The sequence below is a fragment of the Mesorhizobium sp. 01N446 genome, assembly GCF_056399285.1.
In genome coordinates, this window is the sequence record NZ_JBFTRA010000009.1 from 126,597 (window position 1) to 151,722 (window position 25,126).

At 65.2% G+C, this 25,126-nt stretch carries 25 protein-coding genes; 19 read left to right on the plus strand and 6 right to left on the minus strand.

Annotation, left to right across the window (positions count from 1 at the left end):
- Positions 1 to 21 precede the first annotated feature (21 nt).
- From AC1DPX_RS28215 to AC1DPX_RS28230, 4 genes are all read left to right on the plus strand, one after another.
- Positions 22 to 234: a hypothetical protein gene (locus tag AC1DPX_RS28215; protein WP_477240720.1), complete on the plus strand. Its 213-nt coding sequence runs from the start codon at positions 22 to 24 to the stop codon at positions 232 to 234.
- 130 nt (positions 235 to 364) lie between these two features.
- A complete protein-coding gene (locus AC1DPX_RS28220; RefSeq protein ID WP_477240722.1) occupies positions 365 to 1,168 on the plus strand; it encodes a MipA/OmpV family protein in 804 nt (267 codons plus the stop codon).
- A gap of 289 nt (positions 1,169 to 1,457) precedes the next feature.
- Positions 1,458 to 4,439, plus strand: coding sequence for an isoleucine--tRNA ligase (gene ileS / locus AC1DPX_RS28225; RefSeq protein ID WP_477240724.1), 2,982 nt, complete (start codon positions 1,458 to 1,460; stop codon positions 4,437 to 4,439).
- 269 nt (positions 4,440 to 4,708) lie between these two features.
- A complete protein-coding gene (locus AC1DPX_RS28230; protein WP_202354884.1) occupies positions 4,709 to 5,386 on the plus strand; it encodes a hypothetical protein in 678 nt (225 codons plus the stop codon).
- Positions 5,387 to 5,425: 39 nt separating this feature from the next.
- On the opposite strand, the gene AC1DPX_RS28235 is transcribed toward AC1DPX_RS28230, so the two are convergent.
- Positions 5,426 to 5,875 carry a nucleoside deaminase gene (locus tag AC1DPX_RS28235; protein WP_477240726.1) on the minus strand — a complete coding sequence of 150 codons (450 nt, stop codon included), beginning with the start codon at positions 5,873 to 5,875 and terminating at the stop codon, positions 5,426 to 5,428.
- A gap of 295 nt (positions 5,876 to 6,170) precedes the next feature.
- Here AC1DPX_RS28235 and AC1DPX_RS28240 point away from each other — a divergent pair, with 295 nt between their 5' ends.
- The 5 genes from AC1DPX_RS28240 (at position 6,171) to AC1DPX_RS28260 (ending at position 12,620) form a co-directional block, all read left to right on the plus strand.
- Positions 6,171 to 8,321: a pseudouridine synthase gene (locus AC1DPX_RS28240; protein ID WP_477240728.1), complete on the plus strand. Its 2,151-nt coding sequence runs from the start codon at positions 6,171 to 6,173 to the stop codon at positions 8,319 to 8,321.
- Positions 8,318 to 8,872 carry a 16S rRNA (guanine(966)-N(2))-methyltransferase RsmD gene (gene rsmD, locus AC1DPX_RS28245; RefSeq protein WP_202354881.1) on the plus strand — a complete coding sequence of 185 codons (555 nt, stop codon included), beginning with the start codon at positions 8,318 to 8,320 and terminating at the stop codon, positions 8,870 to 8,872. The genes AC1DPX_RS28240 and rsmD overlap by 4 nt, the downstream gene beginning before the upstream one ends.
- A gap of 114 nt (positions 8,873 to 8,986) precedes the next feature.
- Positions 8,987 to 10,375 carry a M16 family metallopeptidase gene (locus AC1DPX_RS28250; protein WP_477240730.1) on the plus strand — a complete coding sequence of 463 codons (1,389 nt, stop codon included), beginning with the start codon at positions 8,987 to 8,989 and terminating at the stop codon, positions 10,373 to 10,375.
- Between the two features lie 2 nt (positions 10,376 to 10,377).
- Positions 10,378 to 11,754, plus strand: a complete 1,377-nt coding sequence (locus AC1DPX_RS28255) for a M16 family metallopeptidase (protein WP_477240732.1) — start codon at positions 10,378 to 10,380, stop codon at positions 11,752 to 11,754.
- Positions 11,751 to 12,620, plus strand: a complete 870-nt coding sequence (locus AC1DPX_RS28260; RefSeq protein ID WP_477240734.1) for a patatin-like phospholipase family protein — start codon at positions 11,751 to 11,753, stop codon at positions 12,618 to 12,620. The genes AC1DPX_RS28255 and AC1DPX_RS28260 overlap by 4 nt, the downstream gene beginning before the upstream one ends.
- A gap of 15 nt (positions 12,621 to 12,635) precedes the next feature.
- On the opposite strand, the gene AC1DPX_RS28265 is transcribed toward AC1DPX_RS28260, so the two are convergent.
- Positions 12,636 to 13,172, minus strand: coding sequence for a dihydrofolate reductase family protein (locus AC1DPX_RS28265; protein WP_477240736.1), 537 nt, complete (start codon positions 13,170 to 13,172; stop codon positions 12,636 to 12,638).
- Positions 13,173 to 13,282: 110 nt separating this feature from the next.
- Between AC1DPX_RS28265 and AC1DPX_RS28270 the strand changes: the two genes are divergently transcribed.
- On the plus strand, positions 13,283 to 14,182 hold the full coding sequence (locus AC1DPX_RS28270) for an HNH endonuclease (RefSeq protein WP_202354876.1): 900 nt from the start codon (positions 13,283 to 13,285) through the stop codon (positions 14,180 to 14,182).
- Between the two features lie 23 nt (positions 14,183 to 14,205).
- Here AC1DPX_RS28270 and efp read toward each other — a convergent pair whose 3' ends face one another.
- Positions 14,206 to 14,775: an elongation factor P gene (gene efp, locus AC1DPX_RS28275; protein WP_115145366.1), complete on the minus strand. Its 570-nt coding sequence runs from the start codon at positions 14,773 to 14,775 to the stop codon at positions 14,206 to 14,208.
- A gap of 114 nt (positions 14,776 to 14,889) precedes the next feature.
- Between efp and epmA the strand changes: the two genes are divergently transcribed.
- Entirely contained in the window at positions 14,890 to 15,936 is a 1,047-nt protein-coding gene (epmA, locus tag AC1DPX_RS28280; protein ID WP_477240738.1) for an EF-P lysine aminoacylase EpmA, read from the plus strand.
- A gap of 7 nt (positions 15,937 to 15,943) precedes the next feature.
- Here epmA and AC1DPX_RS28285 read toward each other — a convergent pair whose 3' ends face one another.
- The gene (locus AC1DPX_RS28285; protein ID WP_477240740.1) at positions 15,944 to 16,360 is read right to left on the minus strand and encodes a VOC family protein; all 417 of its coding nucleotides are present in this window, start codon (positions 16,358 to 16,360) and stop codon (positions 15,944 to 15,946) included.
- 168 nt (positions 16,361 to 16,528) lie between these two features.
- Here AC1DPX_RS28285 and AC1DPX_RS28290 point away from each other — a divergent pair, with 168 nt between their 5' ends.
- From AC1DPX_RS28290 to lpxK, 6 genes are all read left to right on the plus strand, one after another.
- Positions 16,529 to 17,872 (plus strand): TldD/PmbA family protein, encoded by a 1,344-nt coding sequence (locus tag AC1DPX_RS28290; RefSeq protein ID WP_477240742.1) that lies wholly within the window; start codon positions 16,529 to 16,531, stop codon positions 17,870 to 17,872.
- Complete coding sequence (locus tag AC1DPX_RS28295; RefSeq protein WP_477240744.1) at positions 17,859 to 18,668, plus strand: 3'(2'),5'-bisphosphate nucleotidase CysQ; 810 nt, start codon at positions 17,859 to 17,861, stop codon at positions 18,666 to 18,668. The genes AC1DPX_RS28290 and AC1DPX_RS28295 overlap by 14 nt, the downstream gene beginning before the upstream one ends.
- A gap of 76 nt (positions 18,669 to 18,744) precedes the next feature.
- Positions 18,745 to 18,990 carry a DUF4170 domain-containing protein gene (locus AC1DPX_RS28300; RefSeq protein WP_477240746.1) on the plus strand — a complete coding sequence of 82 codons (246 nt, stop codon included), beginning with the start codon at positions 18,745 to 18,747 and terminating at the stop codon, positions 18,988 to 18,990.
- 5 nt (positions 18,991 to 18,995) lie between these two features.
- Entirely contained in the window at positions 18,996 to 19,787 is a 792-nt protein-coding gene (locus AC1DPX_RS28305; RefSeq protein ID WP_477240748.1) for a lysophospholipid acyltransferase family protein, read from the plus strand.
- Positions 19,784 to 21,100, plus strand: coding sequence for a lipid IV(A) 3-deoxy-D-manno-octulosonic acid transferase (waaA, locus tag AC1DPX_RS28310; protein WP_202354871.1), 1,317 nt, complete (start codon positions 19,784 to 19,786; stop codon positions 21,098 to 21,100). The genes AC1DPX_RS28305 and waaA overlap by 4 nt, the downstream gene beginning before the upstream one ends.
- Before the next feature lies 1 nt (position 21,101).
- A complete protein-coding gene (lpxK, locus tag AC1DPX_RS28315; protein WP_477240750.1) occupies positions 21,102 to 22,127 on the plus strand; it encodes a tetraacyldisaccharide 4'-kinase in 1,026 nt (341 codons plus the stop codon).
- Here the strand turns inward: lpxK and AC1DPX_RS28320 are convergent.
- A complete protein-coding gene (locus tag AC1DPX_RS28320) occupies positions 22,124 to 22,357 on the minus strand; it encodes a DUF2093 domain-containing protein (RefSeq protein ID WP_095770527.1) in 234 nt (77 codons plus the stop codon). The two genes, lpxK and AC1DPX_RS28320, sit on opposite strands and share 4 nt — an antisense overlap.
- Positions 22,358 to 22,482: 125 nt before the next feature.
- Between AC1DPX_RS28320 and AC1DPX_RS28325 the strand changes: the two genes are divergently transcribed.
- Complete coding sequence (locus AC1DPX_RS28325) at positions 22,483 to 23,073, plus strand: hypothetical protein (RefSeq protein WP_477240752.1); 591 nt, start codon at positions 22,483 to 22,485, stop codon at positions 23,071 to 23,073.
- A 22-nt stretch (positions 23,074 to 23,095) separates the two neighbouring features.
- Here AC1DPX_RS28325 and AC1DPX_RS28330 read toward each other — a convergent pair whose 3' ends face one another.
- Positions 23,096 to 24,022: a LysR family transcriptional regulator gene (locus tag AC1DPX_RS28330; protein WP_477240754.1), complete on the minus strand. Its 927-nt coding sequence runs from the start codon at positions 24,020 to 24,022 to the stop codon at positions 23,096 to 23,098.
- Positions 24,023 to 24,114: 92 nt separating this feature from the next.
- Between AC1DPX_RS28330 and AC1DPX_RS28335 the strand changes: the two genes are divergently transcribed.
- A complete protein-coding gene (locus AC1DPX_RS28335; protein ID WP_202354867.1) occupies positions 24,115 to 25,008 on the plus strand; it encodes a DMT family transporter in 894 nt (297 codons plus the stop codon).
- Positions 25,009 to 25,126 lie beyond the last annotated feature (118 nt).

Below are 25,126 nucleotides of genomic sequence, written 5' to 3' on the forward strand. Positions count from 1 at the left end.
GCCCGTGTCGGAAGGAAAGCGATGAACGCTGACGGGATCGTCGCCCTTGTCACCGCTGCCGGTATCGAGCTTACCGACCGCCGCCGCAACGCCAGGGGCGACGGCTGGTCGCTAAGCTTTGCCAACGGTGCGACGGTGGAGGTGGGCGACGACGGATCGGTGCGCATTGTCGGCAAGGGCAGCAAGACCGTGAGAGGGCTGCTGGACCTGCCGACCGCGCCGCGCCGCGCCTGATCCGGCGTGGCCGGACACAAGGTTGGCCGACGCAACTGTTACGGATGTTAAGTCAAATTTTACCGAACTGGCGCCATGGCTTGAGCGATGCCGGGTGTTTGTTCCGGCGTGTTTCGCGTAAGGGGTATCGATGCGTATTGTCCGGGCGATTCCGCTGCTTCTGACCGCCTCCTTGCTGGGCGCCTCCGCGGCCGAGGCCGGTGACGGTCCCTTGGGCTGGCTGTCCGGCGACTGGTATCTGACGGTTGGCGCCACTGGCCTCGTCGCGCCGAATTTCGAGGGCGGCAAGAAATACATGCTCAGCGCCCAGCCCATCATATCCCTGGGCAAGGCCGGCCCCCAGGCACGCTTCACCTCGCGCAACGACAACATTTCGCTGGCTTTGGTCGATGATGGCGGCGTTCGCGCCGGCCTGACCGGCAAGTTCCTGTTTTCGCGCAGCAGCGACGACGAACTCAAGGGGCTCGATCCTGTCCGCTGGGGCGGCGAAGTCGGCGGCTTCTTCGAATTCTATCCGACGGACTGGATGCGCGCGCGTGCCGAATTGCGGCATGGCATCCGTGCTCACAACGGCTTTGTCGCCGATATCGCCGCCGACGCCTTCTACGATGTGACCCCAACCGTTAGGATTTCGGGCGGCCCGCGCGTGTCCTTCGCTTCGGCCAACTATTTCGACGCCTATTATGGCGTCAATGCGCAGGAAGCCGTGGCCTCGGGCCTGAGCCAGTACAATCCTGGCGGCGGCCTGAAATCCGTCGGCTTCGGCGGCGCGGTGACCTGGAAGGTGACCGATCCGATGACCGCCAGCCTGTTCGGCGAATATTCGCGCCTGGAGGGGCCGGCGGCCGATTCCAGCCTGGTCAGGGAGCGCGGCGACCGCAACCAGTTCATGGTCGGTGTGTCGACCACCTATCGCTTCGACTTCAAGATGTAGGCGAATCGAACGAGACGCTTTATTCCTGCGTCCATCTCCGCTAAAAGCCACGCCATGATGAGCTTTTCGCGCCTTTTCGCGATCGCGATACGAATTACTGGCCCGGTGTTCCGGGTGGCCTGAGCGCCGCCGGAACCGCCGGGAGTTTCGCGCGCGCCCCTCGCGCTTTTTTCAGAACATCGACGCATATCGCCCAAAAGTGGGTCCGGTTTTGGGAAAACGATAGGCGTCAATCAAAGACCTCAACGCCCGGGCTTTGTGCCGACGGGGCTACGCAGATGGCAGATCAATGACCGACACTGTTGAAACGATCGACTATTCCAAGACGCTTTATTTGCCGCAGACGGATTTCCCGATGCGCGCCGGCTTGCCCGAGAAGGAGCCGGTGCTGGTCAAGCGCTGGCAGGACATGGACCTCTACGCCAAGCTGCGTGAGAGTGCCGCCGGCCGCACGAAATACGTGCTGCATGACGGCCCGCCCTACGCCAACGGCAACATCCATATCGGCCATGCGCTGAACAAGATCCTCAAGGACGTCATCACCCGCTCGTTCCAGATGCGCGGCTACGACTCCAACTACGTGCCCGGCTGGGACTGCCACGGCCTGCCGATCGAGTGGAAGATCGAGGAGCAGTACCGCGCCAAGGGCAAGAACAAGGACGAGGTGCCGGTCAACGAATTCCGCAAGGAATGCCGTGAATTCGCCGCGCACTGGATCTCCGTGCAGGGCGGTGAGTTCCAGCGGCTTGGCGTCATCGGCGACTTCAAGAATCCCTATACGACGATGGCTTTCCACGCCGAGTCGCGCATCGCCGGCGAGCTGTTGAAATTCGCCATGTCGGGCCAGCTCTATCGCGGCTCGAAGCCGGTGATGTGGAGCGTCGTCGAGCGCACCGCGTTGGCCGAGGCCGAGATCGAGTACCAGGACTATGAGTCGGACACGATCTGGGCAAAGTTTCCGGTGGCCAACCTCGTCGTCGCCAATGTCGTGGACGGGCAGCCGGCGGAACTCAATCCGGACCTCAGCGGGCGGTCGCTGGATCTGCTGGACGCCCATGTCGTCATCTGGACGACCACGCCCTGGACCATCCCGGGCAACCGCGCCGTCAGCTATTCGCCGCGCGTTGCCTATGGCCTCTACGAGGTGACGGCGGCCGAGAACGCGTTTGGCCCGCAGCCGGGTGAGAAGCTGATCTTCGCCGACGCCCTGGCCGAGGACAGCCAGGCCAAGGCCAAGGTCACCTTGAAGCGTCTTCACGACGTCAGCGCCGAACAGCTCGGAAATCTTGTGCTTTCGCACCCCTTCAAGGGTCTCGGCGGCGGTTACGAGTTCCCGGTGCCGATGGTCGCGGGCGAGCATGTGACCGACGATGCCGGCACCGGCTTCGTCCACACCGCGCCCGGCCACGGCCGCGAGGATTTTGACGCCTGGATGGACGCCGCGCCCCAGCTGCGCGCACGCGGCATCGACACCGTCATCCCCTTCACCGTCGACGATGCCGGCTTCTTCACCAGGGACGCGCCTGGCTTCGGCCCGGATCGCGAGGGCGGGGCCGCGCGTGTCATCGACGACAATGGCAAGAAGGGAAACGCCAACCAGGCCGTCATCGACGAGCTGATCAAGCGTAACGCGCTCTTCGCGCGCGGCCGCCTGAAACACAGCTACCCGCATTCCTGGCGGTCGAAGAAGCCGGTGATCTTCCGCAACACGCCGCAATGGTTCGTCTACATGGACAAGGACCTCGGCGACGGCACGACGCTGCGCAGCCGGGCCTTGAAGGCCATCGACGACACGCGCTTCGTGCCGGCCGCCGGCCAGAACCGCATCCGCGCCATGATCGAGGAGCGCCCCGACTGGGTGCTGTCGCGCCAGCGCGCCTGGGGCGTGCCGATCGCCGTCTTCGCCGACGAGGACGGCAACGTTCTGAAGGACGAGGCGGTCAACCAGCGCATCATGGACGCCTTCGAGGAAGAGGGCGCCGACGCCTGGTTCGCCGCGAACGCCAAGGAGCGCTTCCTCGGCAACCATGATGCTTCCAAGTGGAAGCAGGTGATGGACATCCTCGACGTCTGGTTCGATTCGGGCTCGACGCATGTCTTCACGCTGGAGGACCGTCCCGACCTGAAATGGCCGGCCGACGTCTATCTCGAAGGGTCCGACCAGCATCGCGGCTGGTTCCACTCCTCGCTGCTCGAAAGCTGCGGCACAAGGGGCAGGGCGCCTTACGACACCGTCGTCACCCATGGCTTCACCATGGACGAGGACGGACGCAAGATGTCAAAGTCGCTCGGCAATACCGTGGTGCCGCAGGACGTCATCAAGCAGTCGGGCGCCGACATATTGCGCCTGTGGGTGGTGACGACGGACTATTGGGAAGACCAGCGGCTCGGCAAGAACGTGCTGCAGACCAATATCGATGCCTACCGCAAGCTCAGAAACACCATCCGCTGGATGCTGGGCACGCTTGCCCATGACGATGGCGAGACCGTGCCGCTGCAAGCGATGCCGGAGCTGGAGCGGCTGATGCTGCATCGGCTGGCCGAGCTCGACGAGGTGGTGCGCCAGGGCTACGACGCCTTCGAGTTCAAGCGCATCACCCGCGCGCTCGTCGATTTCATGGTGGTCGAGCTGTCGGCCTTCTATTTCGACATCCGCAAGGACGCGCTCTACTGCGACGCGCCGTCGAGCGTGAAGCGCAAGGCCTCGGTGCAGGTGGTGCGCCATCTCTTCGACTGCCTGGTGAAATGGCTGGCGCCGATGCTGCCCTTCACCATGGAAGAGGCCTGGCTCGACCGGCATCCCGATGCAGTGTCGGTGCATCTCGACCAGTTCCCGGACATCCCGGCGGATTGGAAGAACGAGGCGCTGGCGGAAAAATGGCGCAAGGTGCGGCAGGTGCGCCGCGTCGTCACCGGCGCGCTCGAGATCGCGCGTGCCCAGAAGGTCATCGGCTCCTCGCTGGAGGCAGTGCCGGTCGTCACCATCAACGACGCAACGCTCGAGGCGGCGATATCGGACGTCGACATGGCCGAGATGGCGATCACCAGCGATCTCGTCACTACCCATGGCCAGGCGCCAGGAGGCGCCTTCACTCTCGACGACGTCAAGGGTGTTGCCGTGGTGGTCGAGAAAGCCGAGGATCGGGGCCTCGTCAAATGCGCACGTTCCTGGCGTTACACCGCCGATGTCGGGCAGGATCCGGCATTTCCCGATGTCTCCGCTCGCGATGCCGCCGTTCTGCATGAGCTGAAGGCGCTCGGCCGGCTTTAGGTGCAAGTCGCCCAAAAGCATGCCCTCGGCCTGACCCGAGGGTGCGCCGCGGTTTTGGGAATCGACATGCAAGAGATCAATAGTGCACAAATGCCACGCCGGGCGGTGCAAATCCGCCCGTGCGTTGCCCTTAACGAGCGGTTGAGGTAAACACGCGAAACTCCGGAAGACAAATTGTCGCCGGATTTCCGTCGCAAGTGCTTGGACGATGGGGACCGGTCATAAGACCGGTGGCGATCGAGAGGCTGTCTAGAGTGGGACTTTTTGGCATGACCGAGAGATATAAGGCGCGCCTTGCGCTGCTGGCGCCGATTGTCGCATCGGGGCTCGCTCTATCCGGCTGCATGGGCTCTCCAACCTACGGCACCGACAAGACCGCTGCCGAACAGCTTGCGGGCGATCTCACCGGCGCCGTTTCCTTCGCGCCGAAGCGCAAGGATCCGATCGACTACAAGCCGCGCCCCACCTTGGTGAAGCCCGCACCCGGACAGAAGGAAGCACTGCCTGCACCGCAGGACAGCATCCAATCGGCAAGCGCTGAGTGGCCCGAATCGCCCGAGCAGCGCCGTGCGCGGCTGCGCGCCGACGCCACCGCCCACCAGAACGATCCGAGCTACCAAGCTGAGATCGTCGACGATGTGCAGACCGATCCGGCCTCGGTCAAGAAGGCGATGGCGGATTCAGGCTCCAGCCACCCACCGGCATGGACACCCGCTGATTCCGACAAGGGCCGCGCCGCGGAGATCCAGCGTCGTCTTGCCGTCAGCAAGCAGGGCGACCCCAACACCCGCAGATATCTGAGCGAGCCGCCATTGGCCTATCGTGTCGCGGCCGACACGGCGCCGCAGAACGAACTCGGCGAGGACGAATACAAGAAGGAACGCCGTCTGAAGAAAGAGGCGGAAGGCAAGAAGTCCGGCTGGTTCGACTGGTTGCCGTCTCTGTAAGAACGGCCGCGCTGCCCTTTTCGGGCGGCTCGGCGCGGTTCAGTCGCGACGTTCCCTGAAAAAATCCTTCAAAAGCAGGGCAGCTTCGGTCTCGCCCAGGCCCGGATAGATGTCGGGCGTGTGGTGGCAGGTCGGCGAGGCGAAGAAGCGCATGCCATTGACCACCGCACCGCCCTTTTCGTCGGCGGCGCCGAAGTAGAGACGCCGCAGCCTGGCGAAGGAGATGGCGCCGGCGCACATGGCGCAAGGTTCCAGCGTCACATAGAGATCGTGGCCGGTGAGCCGCTCGCTTGAGAGTTTGCCGCAGGCTTCACGGATGACCAGCATCTCGGCATGCGCCGTCGGGTCGGCAAGCTCGCGTGTGCGGTTGCCGGCTTTTGCAACGACCGTGCTGCCGTTGGCGATGACGGCGCCGACCGGCACTTCGCCGCGCAAGGCTGCCGCTTCGGCCTCCTTAAGCGCCAGCGCCATGAAATCCGGCCGCTTCACGCGGTTTCCATTCCGATTATCTCCTCGCCACTCCTGGCTTTTTGGTTTTCGTTTGTCTTCTCGGGAAAACCAGTCTCCACTTTTCGCTGACAAACTCCGGTGATCCTGTTTTCCCGGGAAAACCGGGTTCCACTTTTCCCTGACAAACTCCGGCGATCCTGTTATGGAGCGCATCAACCCGAAAATCGGACTCGATTTTCGGAAAAGATCATGCGCCAAATCAAAGTGCTACAGCGTTCGTTGCGCGCCCGAAAGGATGCGCCACGCTGTAGCAGCGCAAACGGACAAAGGCCACATGGACGACACCGACAAGAAATCTCCGCGTCAAAAAGGCCCGGGCAAGAAACCTGCGGCTCCGCGAGCCGGTGGCATGCCATCCTTCGGCGCCAAGAAACCCTATGCGCCGCGCGGTGATCGGCCGATGGCCGCCGAGGGCGAACGCCCGAAGCGCGACTTCAAGGGCGGCGACAAGCCATTCAGCAAGGGCCCACGCCCGGCAGGCAAGCCCTACGAGAAGCGCGAGGGACCGCGCAAACCCTACGCGCCGCGTGGCGATCGTCCGATGGCGGCCGAAGGCGAGCGCAAGCCCTACGAGAAGCGCGAAGGACCGCGTAAGCCCTATGCACCGCGCGGCGACCGTCCGACGGCGACTGAGGGCGAGCGCAAGCCGTACGAGAAACGCGAGGGACCGCGCAAACCCTACGCGCCGCGTGGCGATCGTCCGATGGCGGCCGAAGGCGAGCGCAAGCCCTACGAGAAGCGCGAAGGGCCGCGAAAGCCCTATGCGCCGCGTGGCGACCGTCCGACGGCGACTGAGGGCGAGCGCAAGCCGTACGAAAAGCGCGAGGGACCGCGAAAGCCCTATGCGCCGCGTGGCGACCGTCCGGTTGCCGCATCGGTGGAGGGCGGTGAAAAGCGCTTCGACCGTCCCAAGCGTGATTTCGGCGATCGCCCGAAGCGTGATTTTGCCGACCGTCCCAAGCGCGACTTTGGCGGTGATCGCCCCAAGCGTGATTTCAGTGACCGGCCCCAAGGGGCATCGGCGGGCTTCAAGCCTCGCCCGCGCGCCCCGGAGGCCACCGAAGAGGCCGGCGAGCGCATTGCCAAGCGGCTGGCGCGCGCCGGGCTTGCCTCGCGCCGCGACGCCGAGGAACTGATCGCCGCCGGCCGCGTCAAGGTCAACGGCCGCGCTCTGACGTCGCCGGCCTTCAACGTCATGCCTGGCGATATCATCCATCTCGACGGCATGGAGATCCCGCCGATCGAACGCACGCGCCTGTTCCTGTTCCACAAGCCGGCAGGCGTCGTTACCACCAACCGCGATCCCGAAGGCCGCAAGACAGTCTTCGACGTGCTGCCTGCCGAATTGCCGCGCCTGATGACCATTGGCCGGCTCGACATCAACACCGAGGGCCTGCTGCTGCTCACCAATGATGGCGGCCTGTCGCGCGTGCTCGAACTGCCGGCCACCGGCTGGCTGCGCCGCTACCGCGTGCGCGTCCACGGCAAGGTCGAGGAAAGCGCGCTTGCCGGCCTGCGCGAAGGCATTGCCGTTGACGGGGTCTTCTACGGCGCCATCGAAGCGAGCCTCGACCGCGAGCAGGGCTCCAATGCCTGGCTGACGATCGGCCTGCGCGAAGGCAAGAACCGCGAAGTGAAGAACATCCTCGGCGCGCTCGGCCTCGACGTCACGCGGCTGATCCGCATCTCCTATGGCCCGTTCCAGCTCGAGGACCTTCCCGAGGGCCACGTGCTGGAGATCAAGGGCCGCGTGCTGCGCGACCAGCTTGGCGAGCGCCTGGTGGAGGAATCCGGCGCCAATTTCGACGCCGAGATAACCAAGCCCTTTTCCAACAAGCCAGTGCGGCGCACCGAGGTTCGCGAGCCGGAGGCCGAGCGGCCGAAATTCGTCCGCGACGGCGAACGCCGGCCGATCGGCGAGGGCGGGTTGATCAAGAACCGCAAGCGCCGTGAAGGCAGCCGCGACGAAGCGCTCGGCAAGCTGTCGACCAGTCCCGACAGGGGCGAGCGGCCGGAAAAGAGCTTTGGCGAACGCGGGCCCCGGCCCGAACGCGGCGGCTTCGGTGACAAGCCAAGGGGCGGTTTCGGCGACAAACCGCGCAGTGGCTTCGGCGACAAGCCGCGCGGCGGTTTTGGCGGCAAGAAACCCGAGCGCGAGCAGCGGCCGATCGAGCCGCCCGGCCAGCGCAAGGCCAATGTCTGGATGGCGCCGGGCGCGCGGCCGATCGGCAAGGGCAGGGCGGAAGCCGACGCCGCCAAGGCGGCGGAGGCCAAGGCCCGCAAGGCCTCGTTCAAGCCGGCCTATGGCAAGCCCGCTGGCAAACCGGGCGGCGCAAAGCCGTTCGGCAATTCGCGTGGCGAGCGTCCGGCCGGTGGCGGCGGTGAACGGCCGCGCGGCGGCCCCAAGGGTCCCCGTACAAGATGAGAATCGTCGGCGGTGAGTTTCGTGGGCGTCCGCTGGCGACGCCCCGCAGCAGCGCCATCCGTCCGACGACCGACCGCACCCGCGAGGCCGTCTTCAATGTGCTGGCGCACCGCTTTGCCGAACATCTGGACGGTGCGCGCGTGCTCGACCTGTTCGCCGGCACCGGGGCGCTTGGTCTGGAAGCGCTGTCGCGCGGCGCCTCCTATGGCGTCTTCATCGAGGAATCGGCCGAAGGCCGTGGTCTGATCCGCGACAATGTCGAGGCTTTCGGCCTGACCGGCCGCACCAAGATCTTTCGCCGTGACGCCACCGGTCTTGGCGAGGCGGGCACGCTGGCGCCGTTCGGCCTGGTCTTCGCCGACCCGCCCTATGGCAAGGGCCTGGGCGAGCGCGCCCTGCAATCGGCGAAGGCCGGCGGCTGGCTGCGCCCCGGCGCGCTCTGCGTGGTCGAGGAGACGGCGGCGGTTCCCTTCGAACCAGGCCCCGGCTTTTCGGTGCTGGACGAACGCAACTACGGCGAAACCATCATCCGCTTCATCGAGGCCGCCTGATCGCCTGCGTTGAGCGGCGGCCTCTTTGCCGCCGCCTTTTGCCGGCAACAACAATTCACTTTGCTTGTCGCCGGCACCTTGCCTATCGTCTCGAAAAGAAAACCGGAGCCATTGATGACATCCAGGGCTGAATGGCTGCGGACGACCCTGCTGGCAACATCGCTGGCCTTCACGCTGACCAGTCCCGTGCTGGCCGACGGCTCCGTGTCGCCCGACACGAAGCCGGCCGAGTTCAAGGTGACGGATTTCCTCCTCGACAACGGCATGGAGGTGGTCGTCATTCCCGACCATCGCGCGCCGATCGTCACCCATATGGTGTGGTACAAGATCGGCAGCGCCGACGAGCCGCCCGGCAAATCCGGCATCGCCCATTTCTTCGAACATCTGATGTTCAAGGCGACGACAAATCACGCCGCCGGCGAGTTCGACCGCGCCGTCTCCGACATTGGCGGCTCCAACAACGCCTTCACCTCCTACGACTACACCGCTTTCCACGAGACGGTGGCGCCCTCGGCGCTCGAGCAGATGATGGGTTTCGAAGCCGACCGCATGCGCAACCTCATCCTCACCGACGACGTCATCAAGACCGAGCGCGATGTCATCCTCGAAGAGCGCCGCTCGCGCATCGACAACAATCCGCAGGCGGTGCTCGACGAGGAAGTCGATGCCACGCTGTGGCAGAACCAGCCCTACCGCATTCCGGTCATCGGCTGGATGCAGGAGATGGAGCAACTCAACCGCACCGACGCCACCGCCTTCTATGACAAATACTACCGGCCCAACAACGCCGTGCTGATCGTGGCCGGCGATGTCGAGCCGGAGACGGTCAAGGCGCTGGCCGAAAGGACCTATGGCAAGGTGGCGCGCGGGCCGGACCTGCCGCCGCGCATCCGCCCGGTCGAGCCGGAGCAGAACACCAAGCGCACGGTCACGCTCACCGACGCCCGCGTCAGCGTGCCGAGTTTCTCCACACAATGGGTGGTGCCGTCCTATCACACCGCCAAGCCGGGCGAGGCCGAGGCGCTCGACCTGCTCGCCGAAATCCTCGGCGGCGGTAACCGCAGCCGGCTCTACCAGGCGCTGGTGGTCAAGCAAGGCATCGCTTCCAACGCAGGCGCGTATTTCCAGGGCACCATGCTCGACGACACCAATTTCACCGTCTATGGCGCGCCGCGCGGCGACGCCAAGCTGGCCGACGTCGAAGCCGCGGTCGATGCGGAGGTGGCGCGCATCGCCAGCGGCGGCGTCACGCCGGATGAGCTGGAAAAGGCCAAGGACCGCTACATCAGGTCGATGGTCTTTGCCCGCGACAAGCAGGATTCCATGGCCGAGATCTATGGCTCGACGCTGGCCACCGGCGGCAATGTGCAGGATGTCCAGCAATGGCCGGACCGCATCCGCAAGGTCACGGCCGACGAGGTCAAGGCCGCCGCGGCGCGCTACCTGGTGCCGGCCCGCTCGACGACTGGCTATCTCTTGCCGCAGCAACAGGCGGGGAATTGATGATGACGAACCAGCACCCTGGCTCTTTCCGTTTTCCCACAAAGGGACAAGGAAGAACGCGCACCGCCCTTGCAACCCTTGTCCTCTCCATCCTCTTCCTGGTCCTGCCCGCACTGGCCGCCCGCGCCATGGACATCCAGCAGGTCACCTCCTCAAAAGGCATCACCGCCTGGCTCGTCGAGGACTATTCCGTACCGATCGTCGCCGTCCGCTTCGTCTTCGGCGGCGGCTCGACGCAGGATCCGGTGGGCAAGGAGGGCCTGGCCAATCTGATGACCGGCCTGTTCGACGAGGGCGCCGGACCTCTCGATTCGGAAGCCTTCCAGATCAGGCTCGACGACGCCGGCGCCGAGATGAGCTTCGAGGAGAGCCGCGACGGCGTCTATGGCTCCATGCGCATGTTGGCCGAGCAGCGCGACGAGGCCTTCGACCTGTTGCGTCTGGCGGTCAACGAGCCGCGCTTCGACCAGGCGCCGATCGACCGCATCCGCGCCCAGATCCTGTCCGGCATCATCGCCAGCGAGAACGATCCCGACACGGTGGCGCAGCACAAATGGGCGCGCGCCATCTATGGCGACCATCCCTATTCGCGCTCCGACCAGGGCACCAGGCAGAGCATCGCCGCCATCACGCAGGACGACCTGAAGGCCTTGCACAAGGCGGTGTTCGCGCGCGGCGGCCTGCATGTCGCCGTGGTCGGCGCCATCGATCCCGAGACGCTGAAGAAGAAGCTGGACATGGTGTTCGGCGACCTGCCGCAAAGCCAGGCGCTCGCTCCCGTCGCCGACGTCGAGCCGAAGCTGGCGCAGCGCCTCGAGGTCAATTACGACCTGCCGCAGACCTCGCTGCAGCTCGCCTGGCCGGGCGTGAAGCGCAAATCGGCTGATTTCTTCCCCGCCGTGCTGATGAACGAGATCCTGGGCGGCGGCACCTTCACCTCGCGCCTGTTCGCCGAGGTGCGCGAAAAGCGCGGACTGGCCTACAGCGTCAATTCCTCGCTGGTCAACCAGGACCATGCCAATGCGCTGATCGTCACCAMCGGCACGCGCTCCGACCGCGCGGCCGAGACGCTCGGCATCGTGCGCGATGTCGCCAGGCAGTTGGCGGAGGATGGCCCGACCGAGGCTGAACTCGCGGCGACCAAGAAGTACCTGATCGGCGCCTATGCCATCACCAATCTGGACTCTTCGAGTTCGATCGCCGCGACGCTGGTCGAATTGCAGCTCGACGATCTCGGCATCGACTATATGCAGCGCCGTGCCGGCTACATCAACGCGGTGACGCTCGATCAGGTCAAGGCGGCGGCCAGGAAGCTGCTGACGGCCGAGCCGACCATCATGGTGGTCGGGCCGCCGCTGGCCGGAGCCGGCAAAGGATGAGCCCGACCTTCGGCATAGCCTTCGGCGGCGGCGGTGCGCGCGGTCTGGCGCACATCCATGTCATCGAGGCGCTGGACGAGCTCGGCATCAAGCCGGTGTCGATCGCCGGCTCGTCGATCGGCGCCATCATGGGCGCCGGCATGGCCGCGGGCATGACCGGCAGGGACATCCACGACTATGCCCGCTCGATCCTCGGCCGCCGCGCCGAAGTGGCGAGCCGCATGTGGCGCGCGCGGCCGGGCACGATCGCGGAGGCCATGCAGAATGGCATCCGGGTCAGCCAGTTCAATGTCGAGCGCATCCTGAAGGCGTTCCTGCCCGAGGCCATTCCCGAAACCTTCGCCGAACTGAAAATCCCGCTGAAGGTGACCGCGACCGACTATTTCGGCCACAAGCTCGCTGTCTTCGACGAAGGCGACCTGCACTCAGCGCTTGCCGCTTCGGCCGCCATCCCCGCCGTGTTCCGCCCGGTGACGCGCGACGGCAGGCTGCTGATCGACGGCGGCATCTACAACCCCGTGCCCTTCGATCTCATCGAGAACGACGCCGACATCATCATCGGCGTCGACGTCGTCGGCGCGCCGGAAGAGGCCGATCGCAAGCATCCCACCTCCGTCGACCTGATGTTCGGCGCCACGCAGCTGATGATGCAGTCGATCATCGCCAACAAGCTCAAACAATGCCGCCCCGACATACTGGTCCGCCCGGCCGTATCAAAATACCGCGTGCTCGATTTCCTGAAGATCGAAGCCCTGATGAGCGAGACGGCTGATATCAAGGATCAGCTGAAGCGCGAGGTGGAGCGGGTGGTGGAGGCGCGCAACGGCGCCACCATCAAGGGGAGGCGAGGGAAGAAGACCGGGTGAGCGGCGGCAGGCCGACTACGACTTCGCCGGCGCATACTCCAGCGCAACAACGCCGTTGCTGAACGGCGTGGCCGAAATCAGCTCGAGCGGCACTTGTTCGCCCGGCGCAAACAGCGGCTTGCCCTGGCCGACGGCGCCGGGATAGCAGAGCAGCCTGACGCGGTCGACCAGCCCGTGGCGCAGCAATTCCTGCGCGACGCTGAGGCTGCCATGCACATAGATATTGCCGCCGCTGCCTTGCTTCAGCGTCCTCACCGCATCCGGCAGAGAGCCTGTGAGCAATTCAGCCGGTTTCCAGTCGAGCGCCTTCAAACTCATCGAGGCGACGTATTTCGGCAGCGCGTTGAACCGGTCGGCAAAATCTCCGGTCTCCCCAGGCCATGAGCCGGCAAAAATATCATAGGTCGTGCGTCCCAGAAGCATGGCGCCGCTATCGGCAAGTTCATCTTCCTTGAACCTGTTCATCTCGTCGTTCCAGGTCACGCCCGGCAATCTCTCGACCTCGGCAATGCCGTCGACGCTGATGAATTCGGTGACGATGAGTTTTCTCATGGCGTTCTCCTCTTCGCTCAAAGGACGAACTGGATGAGCCCTTTGCTACAGGCTCCTAAGAGTTTTGATGCTACATCTTGCCGAGGTATCCCCAAAGCTACAGGCAGATCATGGGATTCGGGGTCTTCATCCATCGCTCAGATTCGATCTACGATGACAGCCCCGCTGAGCGATATCAGTTCCCCGGCCAGTATCTGCGCCGTGTGGAAGCATGCGTTGGCGATTGGATCATCTACTACGAACCTAGCAAAGTAGACGAGACCCGTGGCTATTTCGCCCTAGCCAAAGTCCAGCAGGTTATCCCTGATCCGGTGGCGCCGGGCATGTATCTCGCGTTGATTGAGCCGGGATCATACCTCGATTTCGCCAATCCCGTTCCATTCAATGGGATGGACGGGCTTGTTGAGCGAGGGCTGCTTAACGACCAGGGACGGATTTCCGGTCGCGCTCAATCGGCCGTACGACCGATCAGCCCGAGCGACTTCAACCGCATCCTCGATCTGGGCCTTGATGCCCGCGAGCCGCTGCTGCCACGCGTCGATGAAATCGGCATTTCATCCGGCTTTCAGGATGAAGAGGCGCCATTCCAGTTCGAGCACGGCCGTGACCGCATAAGTTACATCGGATCGCGAATCGTACGGGACCGCATTTTCCGCCGTATCGTCTTGCGCGCCTATGATGAGCGCTGCGCGATCACGGGACTGAAGTTGATAAATGGCGGTGGTCGGGCAGAAGTCGCCGCGGCACATATTCGACCCGTCGAAGCGAACGGGCCCGATGTCGTCAACAATGGGCTCGCTCTATCAGGTACCGCACATTGGATGTTCGATCGCGGACTGATCAGCCTCTCCGACGACCTGGAAATCCTGATCTCACGGCAGGTCAATGACCTGGAATGCGTGCAAGGGTTCGTAAACAAGACCCGCCACGCGCTTCCGCCTCGCCGGCAAGTCGAGCGCCCGCATCCTCATTTCTTGCAATGGCACCGCGAACACTGCTTCAAGCAATAGTGCTTCGCTGACGCTCCGCCCCTTCAGTCCTTAGCCCGCTCCACATAAGACCCATCGGCCGTCATCACCACCACGCGGGTGCCCGGCGCGATGTGTGGGGGCACTGCCGTGCGCACGCCGTTCGAAAGCACGGCGGGCTTGTAGGACGACGAGGCCGTCTGGCCCTTGGTCGTCGGCTCGGTTTCGACGACTTCGAAGGTGGCGCGCTGTGGCAGGACGAGCGCGATCGCGATGCCGTTGAACTGCGAGACCTGCACCGGCATGCCTTCCTGCAGATAGGGAGCCGCGTCGCCGACCACGGCTTCGCTCACCGCCACCTGGTCGTAGGTTTCCGGGTTCATGAAGTGAAAACCTTCGCCATCGGCGTAGAGGAAGGTGTGTTCGCGCTCCTCGACATAGGCGCGCTCCACCTGCTCGGTGGTGCGGTAGCGCTCCGACACCTTCACCCCGTCGCCGATGCGGCGCATGTCGAGCTGCGTCACGGGCGTGCCCTTGCCTGGGTGGATGTTTTCGGCAAAGAGGATCACATAAAGCTTGCCGTCCTTGTCGACGACATTGCCTTTGCGGAGCGAACTGGCGATGACTTTCACCACGGTTTTAAATCCTGCGAGAGTGAGTGGGCGTTTGCCGGCTTGTGCGGCGCTGGTAGCGCATCTTGGCGCGAACCGCCAGCCCCCAAGGCGCGCCGGCACGCCTTCAAATCGCTCATGACCGCCGCTTCGCCCTGGTGGACGCCTGACGTTCACGCCGACCGCCGCCCGCGCCTGCTGCTGCGCAACGCCCTGACGGCCGCGCTGCGGGAGTGGTTCGCGGCCCACGACTTCATCGAGGTGGAGACGGCGGCCCTGCAGGTCTCGCCCGGCAATGAGGCGCATCTGGCGGCTTTCGTCACGGAAGCGGTCGGGCCGGATGGCACGCGCGCGCCGCTCTATCTCCACACCTCGCCGGAATTCGCCTGCAAGAAGCTGCTCGCCGCCGGCGAAACCAGGATTTTCAGCTTGGGCGCCGTCTGGCGTAACCGCGAGCGCGGCCCCTTGCACCATCCCGAATTCACCATGCTCGAATGGTACCGGGTGGGCGAGACCTATGAGAGCCTGATGCGCGATTGCGCCGACCTGCTGGCCCTGGCCGCAACGAGGGCAGGGGCGACGCGCTTCTCCTTCCGGAGCCGCGACTGCGATCCGTTCGCCGCGCCGGAACGGCTGACGGTGGCGGACGCCTTCACCCGCCATGCAGGCATCGATCTCCTGGCCACGGTCGCCGCCGATGGCGGCACCGACCGGGACGCACTTTACGCTGCGCTCGTTCAAGCCGGCCTGCGCACGGCGACCGACGACAGCTGGGCCGACCTGTTCAGCCGCGTGATGGTGGAAAAGATCGAGCCCAATCTCGGCCTCGGCCGCGCCACCATCCTGTGCGAATATCCGGTCGCCGAGGCGGCACTCGCCCGGCCGAGCCCGCGTGATGCGCGCGTCGCCGAGCGCTTCGAGCTCTATTGCTGCGGTGTCGAACTCGCCAACGGCTTTGGCGAACTGACCGATGCCGTGGAGCAGCGCCGGCGCTTCATCCTCGAAATGGACGAGAAGGAGCGCATCTACGGCGAGCGCTATCCGCTGGACGAGGATTTTCTCGCCGCCCTTGCCATCATGCCGCAGGCCAGCGGCATCGCGCTCGGCTTCGACCGGCTTGTCATGCTGGCCACCGGCGCACAGAAAATAGAGGATGTGATCTGGACGCCGGTCGCCGGCTCTTGAGCCGGCCTCAGTGCGCGAAAACCTGCTCCAGCGAGCGGAAACCCTTGAATTCCAGGGCGTTGCCGGAGGGGTCGCGGATGAACAGCGTCGCCTGTTCGCCGGGCTCGCCCTTGAAGCGGACCATCGGCCGTTCCAGCCAGTCTATGTCGTCGCGCGCCTCCAGTCGCGTCGCCAGACGCTGCCAGTCATCCATCAAGAGCACGGCGCCGAAATGCGGGATTGGCACCAGAATGCCGTCGACCTTGCCATCGCTGGCGGCTTGCGCGGCCTGCGGCCGCAAATGCGCCGACATCTGGTGGCCGTAAAGATCGAAGTCCACCCAGGTCGCCGAGGAGCGGCCGATCGCGCAACCCAGCACCTCGCCATAGAAAGTGCGGGTTTCATCGAGATCACGGACCGGGATGGCGAGATGGAAAGGTGTCATGAAGGATGCTCCGTGCAGGCTGCGGGCCGATTTTCCGTCACAGGGTTCGCGATGGGAACCATGTAACGATGCATTTTGATTGAAGCCTGTGCCATTGCACAAGCCGGACCGGAACAATAGATGGGTGGGCGCGGCCGCAAGCCGGCCGCGATAAGCAGGATCACAGGCATGGCCGACACATCAGACGCTAAAAAACTGACCGACCGCGTCGCAGCACTCGTCGAGGCCGCCAAGAAGGCCGGCGCCGATGCCGCCGACGCGGTTGCCGTGCGCGGCCGCTCCACCGGCGTATCGGTTAGACTCGGCAAGGTCGAGGCCACCGAATCGTCGGAGGCCGAGGACGTGTCGCTGCGCGTCTTCGTTGGGCAGAAAGTGGCGAGCGTCTCGGCCACCGCCGCGTCCGACCCGGCAATGCTCGCCGAACGCGCCGTTGCCATGGCGAAAGTCTCGCCCGAGGATCCCTATCAGGGTCTGGCCGATCCGGCGCTGCTGGCAAGGCAAATGCGCGATCTCGACCTGTTCGACGCCACGGAAGTGTCGGCCGACCAGTTGAAGGAAGCAGCCCTTGCGGCCGAAGCGGCGGCACTTGCCGTCAAGGGCGTGACCAATTCGGCCGGCAGCGGCGCCAGTGCCGGGCTGGGCGGGATAGTGCTGGCCACCTCGCACGGCTTCATCGGCCACTATGTCGGCTCGCGCTTCTCGCGCTCCGCCAGCGTCATCGCCGGCGAGGGCACCGGCATGGAGCGCGATTATGAATTCTCCTCGCGCCAGCACTTTGCCGATCTCGATGCGCCGGAGGATATCGGCCGCAAGGCCGGCGAACGCGCCGTGCGCCGTATCGGCGCGCGCAAGGCGGCGACCGGGCCGGTCGACGTGGTGTTCGATCCGCGCGTGGCGCGCGGCATCGCCGGCCATCTTGCCGGCGCCATCAACGGCGCGTCCGTCGCGCGCAAGACCTCGTTCCTGCGCGACATGATGGGCAAGCAGGTGGCCGCCTCCGCCATCACCGTCACCGACGAGCCGCTCAGGCCGCGCGGCCAGGCCTCGCGCCCCTTCGATGGTGAGGGCGTCGAGGGCGACAAGCTTCTCATGGTCGAAAAGGGCGTGCTCAACCACTGGTTCCTGTCGACCTCGGCGGCGCGGGAACTGGGGCTGGTCACCAACGGGCGCGGCTCGCGCAGCGGCTCTTCCGTCTCGCCATCCTCCACCAATCTCGCCATCGAGCCGGGCGAACGCTCGCCGGAGGATTTGATCAAGTCGCTCAAGCGCGGCTTCTACGTCACCGAAGTGTTCGGCCAGGGCGTCGACATGGTGACCGGCGAATACAGCCGTGGCGCCTCCGGCTTCTGGATCGAGAATGGCGAACTGGCCTATCCGGTCGCCGAAGTCACCATCGCCTCGAACCTGAAGACGATGTTCCTCAACATGGTGCCGGCCGATGACCTCGACCGCAATTTCGGCACCGCCGCGCCGACGCTCCTGATCGAAGGCATGACCCTTGCCGGAGCCTGAACTGACCGCTGCCCCTTCCGATACCATTGGCGATCTGCCGCTGCTGCGCGATGCCGCCCGCGAGGCGGGTGTCATCGCCATGCGCTACTTCGGCAACAGCCCGCAGGTCTGGATGAAGGGCGGCACCTCGCCGGTCAGCGAAGCAGACCACGCCGCCGATGCCTATCTGCGCGCCACGCTGCTGGCGGCGCGGCCGGACTATGGCTGGCTGTCGGAAGAGACGGTCGACGACCCAGTTCGGCTTTCGGCGCGCCGCACCTTCGTTGTCGATCCGATCGATGGTACGCGCGGCTTCCTCGAGGGGCAGCGCACCTGGTGCGTCAGCGTCGCCGTCGTCGAAGAAGGCCGCACGCTCGCCGGCGTGCTCGAATGCCCGGCCATGGACGAGACCTACTGGGCGCTGCCCGGCCAGGGCGCGTTCCGCAACGGCAGGCGCATTGGCGTGCGCACGCTTGGCGACAAGGCCGAGATTTCCGGGTTGAAGCAGCTGATCGACCTGCTGCCGTCCGATTGGCAGAAGCGGCTGGTACGGGCGCCCTACAGCCCCTCGCTGGCCTATCGCCTGGCGATGATCGCCAACGGCACGCTGGATGCCACTTTCGTCAAGCCGAATGCGCATGACTGGGACATCGCCGCCGCCGATCTTATCCTGCGCGAGGCCGGCGGCCAGTTGCTCGACCCGAACGGCCGCGCGCCGCTCTATGCCGGCGAGGTGATCCGCCACGGCGCGCTCGCCGGCGGCAGCGGTGAATTGCTGGCGGTCCTCGTCGACGTCATTGCCGGGCTGGACGCGTGAAAGCACATTCGCAGGTTCCAAAGTCGGCGGCTTTGGTCTAGACCTGTCACAAACTCACAATATGTGAAGGACCGACATGACCGCGGAAGACGGGAAGAAACAGCTTTTGCATCTGGTGTTCGGCGGCGAACTGAAGAAGCTTGGGGGCACCGAGTTCCGCGATCTCGACGGGCTCGACATTGTCGGCATCTACCCGGATTATCAAACCGCGCACACGGCGTGGAAGGCCAAGGCGCAAGCCAGCGTGGACAATGCCCATATGCGTTATTTCGTCGTTCATCTGCACCGTCTGCTGGATCCCGACAACAAGGCCGCCGGTTGACTTCGATGGAGCATGACCTGGCGAAAGGGCCAGCCGGCGATGCCGCGCCTTCTGGCAGGGGCGGCAGCCGCGCGACCAAGGCGTTCTGGCGCAAGGTGCGCGAGCCGCTCGCGCAATCGCGATTCGTCAAGAACGCCATTGCCAGCCTGCTCGCGCAGTTCGTGCGCCTGGTTCGCCTGACCAGCCCCCTGGTCGCCGGCTCGGCGCGCTTTTCGGGCGGCGCCTATTCCGAATTCGAGCCCGGCATCATCGCTTTGTGGCACGGCCAGCATCTTTTGACGCCGGCCTACTACCCCAAGCGCAAGCCGCTGGTCGCCATGGTGTCCCGCAGCGCCGATGCCGAGCTCAATGCGCTGATGCTGGAGAAATTCGGCATCGAGGCGGTGCGCGGTTCGGGCGGGCGCGACAATGCCCGGCATCTCGACAAGGGTGGGGCCAAGGCCTTGATCGCCCTCAAAAAGTCGCTCACGTCAGGCAAGAACGTCGCGATGATCGCAGACATTCCGCATGGCACCCCGCGCGACGCAGGGCTCGGTATCGTTCTCCTGGCGCGGCTCTCTGGGCGGCCGCTACTGCCTGTCGCCATCGCCACCAGCCGCCGCAAGGTGCTGGAAAAGAGCTGGGACAAGACCACCATCAACCTGCCTTTCGGCCGTTCCGCGGTGACCATCGGCGAGCCGATCTTTGTCGCGGCCGACGCCGATGACGCCGAAATGGAGCGAAAGCGCCAGGAAATCACCACCGCCCTCAATGCCGCGACGGCCGAGGCCTACCGTCTCGTGGATCGCCGGCGATGAGTGGCCGCTGGGCGCGCGCCATGCTGACGGCATACCGCTTCGCCGGTGCCGCGGCCTATCCGCTGGTCGGGCCCTACGTCGCCTGGCGCACTTCGCGCGGCAAGGAAGACCGTCACCGCCGCCGCGAACGCTACGGCGTCGCCGGCCGCCCACGCCCCGAAGGGCCGGTGATCTGGATCCACGCCGCGAGCGTCGGCGAGACCATAGCCGTGGTGCCGCTGGTCGAAAGCATTCTCGACTATGGCGTCAACATCGTGCTGACGACAGGGACGGTGACATCGGCGCAGGTCGCCGACGAGCGGCTCGGCGACCGCATCATCCACCAATACGTACCGCTCGACCTGAAACCGGCGGTCAGCCGGTTCCTCGATCACTGGCGGCCGGACCTGGCGATCATCGCCGAATCCGAGATCTGGCCGATGACCATCCTAGAGCTTGGCGCGCGCCATGTGCCGCAGGTGCTGGTCAATGGCAGGTTGTCCGACCGCTCGTTCACTTCATGGAAGAAGCGGGCCAATATCGCCGAGGCATTGTTCGAGAACCTTGCCCATGTCGTTGCCCAGTCCGATGTCGACGGCGAGCGGTTTCGCGCGCTGGGCGCCCGGCCGGTCACTGTGTCGGGCAACCTCAAGGTCGACACCAACCCGCCGCCGGTCGACGAACGGGTACTGGCCTCCTTGCAGCGGCAGATCGGCGGCCGCCCGACCTGGGCGGCGATCTCGACCCATGACGGCGAGGAAGTGGTCGCTGCGGAAGTCCATGCGACGCTGCACAAGCGTCACCATGGCCTCCTGACCATCGTCGTCCCGCGCCATCCCGATCGTGCCGAGGCGCTTGCCGCGCAGATTTCCGGCATGGGGCTGAAGGTCGCGCGCCGCAGCAAGGGCGACCGAATCGGGCCCGACACCGATATCCTGCTCGGCGACACGATCGGCGAGATGGGCCTCTATCTCCGGCTGACCGAAATTGCCTTTGTCGGCCGCTCGCTGACTTCAGAGGGCGGGCAGAATCCGCTCGAGCCGGCCATGCTCGACACCGCGGTTCTGGCCGGCCGCAATGTCCAGAATTTCCGCGAGGCCTATCAGCGCCTGATCGACAGCGGCGGCGCCAAGCTGGTGCGCGATCGCGACATGCTGGCCGGCGCGGTCAATTTCCTTTTGACCAACGAAGTGGCGCGCCACGAGATGATGGCGGCGGGGGTGGCGACCGTCGACGAGATGCGCGGCGCGCTGGCGCGCACGCTGAAATCGCTCGAACCCTATATCCAGCCGCTGGTCGTCAAGTCGCGCCTGAAGGGCGCCAACGGGCGCTAGCGTGGCCTCCGAAGCACCACCATTCTGGTGGGAAGAGCCGGACTGGAAGGTCCTGGCACTGTCGCCGCTGTCGGCCATCTATGCGATGGTTGCCGGGCGCGGCATGCGGCGGGCGAGGCGCGAGAAGATCGAGGCGCCGGTCCTGTGCGTCGGCAATTTTACCGTCGGCGGCACGGGCAAGACGCCGGTCGCCATCGCGCTCGCCGAGCAGGCCAAGCGCATGCGGCTGAAGCCCGGTTTCCTGTCGCGCGGGCATGGCGGCTCCTTCGCCGAGCCGCATGTCGTCGATCCTCATCACGATGCCGCCAAACATGTCGGCGACGAGCCGCTGCTTCTGGCCGAACATGCCCCGGTCGCGGTGACGCCGAACCGCGCCGCCGGCGCCCGGCTGCTCATGGCAAAGCATGGCTGCGATTTCCTGATCATGGATGACGGCTTTCAGAGCGCGCGCATCCATATCGACTACGCGCTGGTCGTCGTCGATGCCCGCTACGGCATCGGCAATGGCCGCGTCATTCCGGGCGGACCGCTCAGGGCCAGGATCGTGGACCAGCTGGTCTTCACCAGCGGGCTGTTGAAGATGGGCGAGGGCACCGCCGCCGATGCCGTGGTGCGCCAGGCGGCGCGCGCCGGCCGGCCGATCTTCGAGGCGCATACGGAGCCAAGCAGCAAGGCGGGGCTTGCCGGCAAGCGGTTCCTCGCCTTCGCCGGCATCGGCCATCCCGACAAATTCTTCGACACGGTGAGCGAGGCCGGCGGCGAGGTGGTTCTCTCAAAGCCCTTTCCGGACCATCATTTCTATGCCGAGGACGAACTCGCCGAACTGGCGGCGACGGCGCGCGCCCAAGGCCTCGGCCTCATCACCACGGCCAAGGACGCCGCCCGGTTGCGCCACGGCGCCTCGCAGGACTTTCTCGACAAGCTCAAGGTGCTGGAAATCGATACGGTTTTCGAACTCGACAATGTGCCGGAACGCATCATCCACGAGACGTTGGATGCCTGGCGTCAGCGCAAGCTCAAGAGCTAGCTCCGCTTGCGCAGCTCCGGATGCATCTCGATCTCGCGTCGCAGTGAAGCGGTGGCGTTCACGTAAGGCTCCTGCCTGGCGACGCTCCAGTATTTCAGCTCGTCCAGCGGGATGTTTTCACCGGTCACCGCGCAGCGCACGAACGAGCCGGGGCTGGTGACCTGGAAATCGCCATCGAGATAGCGGATGCGGGCTTCCTTGCCGCCCGGGCCTTCGAAACGGTTCATCATGCGGTGGTGCCGAGGTTCATACGGATTTCATCGCCACAAATCGCCCGCCAGGTCAAGCTTGCGACAAGCCTCGGACAATGCTGAGGCGCTAGGACACACTGAAAAGCGCTTTTATCGGGGGCATGATGGATATTTCTTCCGCCCGCCTGGCTTCCTTGCTCAAGGAGGCGATGACGCCTGAGCCCGTGCCGGTGGCTAAAGCCGATCCGGTCAGGACGGCGCTGGTCAGGGAACTGGTCCAGCCCGCCGCGCCCTCCTTGTTCGCCCAACGCACGGCGCCCGCTTTGCTGGCGATGCCAGCGGCGCCGATGGCCGTCAAATCGCAGCAGATTGCTTCTTCCGGCATCGTCGAGGCCTATCAGGCCCAGCTCGACACGCGCGACGAGGCGGTCTTGGCAACGATCGCGGCAAGGAGAACAGCGCCCGAAGCCGAAACGCAGCGCAGCAACGTACCGCCTTCGGCAACGGCTAACGACAACGCACCCGCCAGGGCTGTCGGGGTGTCCTTGCTGTCGTTTATCCCGCCGCAGGTTCCGGTGGCGCAGAACGCCGCCGCCCTGGGGATGCAGTCGGGGCGGCGAAGGCCGGCCAATCAATCCGGCGCCGCCGCGGCACCCAATCCCGAGGGCCTGCTGGTGAGAATCGGCTTTATTTCGATCATGACCGGTTTGCTGGCAACCGTGGTCTTCGGCTTCGTTCTGCTGCTGCTCCGCTGAACGACGAATCGGGTCAGCAGACCTACCGCTCGGCTTCGATGAACGCCTCGATCTTGTCCGGCGCCAATCCGGCTTGCTGCGCGATACGGCGGGCAAGGTCCGACGCTGCGGTGCGTGGCCGCCCCAGCGGCCGGTCGAGCCAATAGGACACCGGACTGAGCGCGGTGCGCTCGTCGACCGCCGTGATTCGGCCCGCCTGCAGCTGATGCCCGGTCAACGGCGGACGCGCCAGCGCGATGCCGAGCCCATAGGCCGCGGCATCCAGCACCAGATTGTAGTCCTCGAAGCGCCGGTCCTGCGGGCGCGGGCGATAATCCATGCCTTGCGCGGCGAACCAGGCACGCCAGGCCGAGGCGTCGGAATCGTTGATCAGCGGAAACTTGAGCAGCCGGGCCGGGTCGCCGCGCCCGATCTCGCGCGCCAGTTCCGGTGAGGCCACGGGGAAGACGTGCTCCTCGAACAACTGCACTGAAATGCGGCCCGGAATGCCGCCCCGGCCGCAGCGGATCGACAAATCGATGCCTTCATCGGCAAGGTCGGCCTGGCGGATATCGACATCGAGCACGATGCGCAGCTTGGTGGGGTTGTTCTCCAAAGCCGCCATGCGCGGCATCAGCCACAGGCCGCTCACCGAGGGGATCGAAGTCAGCCGCACCACCGCCGTGCCGCGCGGCTCGACCCAGCGGTCGGAATGGCTCGAAATCAGCGCGAAAGCCTCCGACGTGCGCAGATGCAGCCGGTTGCCCTCGATCGTCAGCGTCACGCCGCGCGCGCCGCGATCGAACACTTTCAGGCCCAGCCAGTCCTCGAGCTTGGCGATCTGCCGGCTGACGGCGCCATGGGTGAGGTTGAGCTTCTCGGCGGCCGCCGAAAAACTGCCGGTGCGCGCCGCCGCATCGAAGGCTCGCAGGGTTTCGAGCGGCACCATTGTGTCTGAGCTGTGATCCATAGTCACAGCTGATCCTCGATTTGGTCGTTTGTCAACAAGCGGGAAAAGGCGTTTTGTGGCTTCCAGGACGGGAACAGCATGAGGACAGTGAGATGAGCGCGATGACGGGCACGTTGAATCAGACACAGCGGATGGATACCACCGCCGCCATCGCCGTGGCGCTGACGGTGGTCGGCTGGGCCTCGGCCTTTCCGGCCATCCGCGCCGGCCTTGGCGCCTTCGGGCCGCTGGAACTCGGTGCCCTGCGCTTTGCCATCGCCGCTGTGCCGGCAGCGATCTTCCTTGCTGTCAAGCGTCCGGCGCTGCCCAGGCTCGACGAGGTGTGGCGCCTCGTCTTTGGCGGGGCGATTTTTGTCGCGCTCTACACCGTCATGCTCAACTTCGGCGAATTGACTGTCTCGGCTGGTGCTGCCGGCTTCATCATCAATGTCAGCCCGATCTTCACCGCCATTATGGCGATGGCATTGCTTGGCGAGCGTTTTTCGGGGTGGGCCTGGCTTGGCACAGCCATTTCCTTTGGTGGCATCGGCATCATCGCCGTGGCCGACGGGAATGGCCTGCACTTCAATGCGGGTGCGCTGTTGGTTCTTGGCTCGGCGCTGTGCTCGGCCGTCAACACGATCGTCCAAAAGCCGCTGTTTGCCCGCCATCACCCGCTGACCATCTCGGCCTCGAATATGATCCTTGGCGCACTTTGCCTGTCACCGTTTCTGCCGAGCGGCTTTGCACAGGCTGCAGTCGCCAACACAGCCGGCCTCGGCGCCGTGATCTTTCTCGGCATCGTGCCCAGCCTGATCGCCTATGCCGCCTGGGCAACCGCGCTGTCGCGTCTCCCGGCCGCCCGTGCCTCGAACTTCCTCTATCTGGTCTCGCCGATGTCCGCCTTGATCGGCTTCTTCTGGCTGGGTGAAGTGCCGACCCTGCTCGGCATCCTCGGCGGCGCGCTGGCGCTCGGCGGTGTCATCGTGGTCAATTTGAAGCGTTAGATCAAAGGGTTGTCTGCCTTTCCCGAATCAAGACGAGAGCCGCTCCGGAATTGTTTGACCCCACAAGATAGCCGAACGGCGCTGCGATGCAGACAGGACCCCACCGGCTGGCTATGGT

What these genes read in the sequence shown, in the direction of transcription:
- AC1DPX_RS28215 (WP_477240720.1), top strand. Translation starts at nt 22, where the DNA reads ATGAACGCTGACGGGATCGTCGCCCTTGTCACCGCTGCCGGTATCGAG.
- AC1DPX_RS28220 (WP_477240722.1), top strand. Translation starts at nt 365, where the DNA reads ATGCGTATTGTCCGGGCGATTCCGCTGCTTCTGACCGCCTCCTTGCTG.
- ileS (WP_477240724.1), top strand. Translation starts at nt 1,458, where the DNA reads ATGACCGACACTGTTGAAACGATCGACTATTCCAAGACGCTTTATTTG.
- AC1DPX_RS28230 (WP_202354884.1), top strand. Translation starts at nt 4,709, where the DNA reads ATGACCGAGAGATATAAGGCGCGCCTTGCGCTGCTGGCGCCGATTGTC.
- AC1DPX_RS28240 (WP_477240728.1), top strand. Translation starts at nt 6,171, where the DNA reads ATGGACGACACCGACAAGAAATCTCCGCGTCAAAAAGGCCCGGGCAAG.
- rsmD (WP_202354881.1), top strand. Translation starts at nt 8,318, where the DNA reads ATGAGAATCGTCGGCGGTGAGTTTCGTGGGCGTCCGCTGGCGACGCCC.
- AC1DPX_RS28250 (WP_477240730.1), top strand. Translation starts at nt 8,987, where the DNA reads ATGACATCCAGGGCTGAATGGCTGCGGACGACCCTGCTGGCAACATCG.
- AC1DPX_RS28260 (WP_477240734.1), top strand. Translation starts at nt 11,751, where the DNA reads ATGAGCCCGACCTTCGGCATAGCCTTCGGCGGCGGCGGTGCGCGCGGT.
- AC1DPX_RS28265 (WP_477240736.1), bottom strand. Translation starts at nt 13,172, where the DNA reads ATGAGAAAACTCATCGTCACCGAATTCATCAGCGTCGACGGCATTGCC.
- AC1DPX_RS28270 (WP_202354876.1), top strand. Translation starts at nt 13,283, where the DNA reads ATGGGATTCGGGGTCTTCATCCATCGCTCAGATTCGATCTACGATGAC.
- epmA (WP_477240738.1), top strand. Translation starts at nt 14,890, where the DNA reads ATGACCGCCGCTTCGCCCTGGTGGACGCCTGACGTTCACGCCGACCGC.
- AC1DPX_RS28285 (WP_477240740.1), bottom strand. Translation starts at nt 16,360, where the DNA reads ATGACACCTTTCCATCTCGCCATCCCGGTCCGTGATCTCGATGAAACC.
- AC1DPX_RS28290 (WP_477240742.1), top strand. Translation starts at nt 16,529, where the DNA reads ATGGCCGACACATCAGACGCTAAAAAACTGACCGACCGCGTCGCAGCA.
- AC1DPX_RS28300 (WP_477240746.1), top strand. Translation starts at nt 18,745, where the DNA reads ATGACCGCGGAAGACGGGAAGAAACAGCTTTTGCATCTGGTGTTCGGC.
- AC1DPX_RS28305 (WP_477240748.1), top strand. Translation starts at nt 18,996, where the DNA reads ATGGAGCATGACCTGGCGAAAGGGCCAGCCGGCGATGCCGCGCCTTCT.
- waaA (WP_202354871.1), top strand. Translation starts at nt 19,784, where the DNA reads ATGAGTGGCCGCTGGGCGCGCGCCATGCTGACGGCATACCGCTTCGCC.
- AC1DPX_RS28320 (WP_095770527.1), bottom strand. Translation starts at nt 22,357, where the DNA reads ATGATGAACCGTTTCGAAGGCCCGGGCGGCAAGGAAGCCCGCATCCGC.
- AC1DPX_RS28325 (WP_477240752.1), top strand. Translation starts at nt 22,483, where the DNA reads ATGGATATTTCTTCCGCCCGCCTGGCTTCCTTGCTCAAGGAGGCGATG.
- AC1DPX_RS28330 (WP_477240754.1), bottom strand. Translation starts at nt 24,022, where the DNA reads ATGGATCACAGCTCAGACACAATGGTGCCGCTCGAAACCCTGCGAGCC.
- AC1DPX_RS28335 (WP_202354867.1), top strand. Translation starts at nt 24,115, where the DNA reads ATGAGCGCGATGACGGGCACGTTGAATCAGACACAGCGGATGGATACC.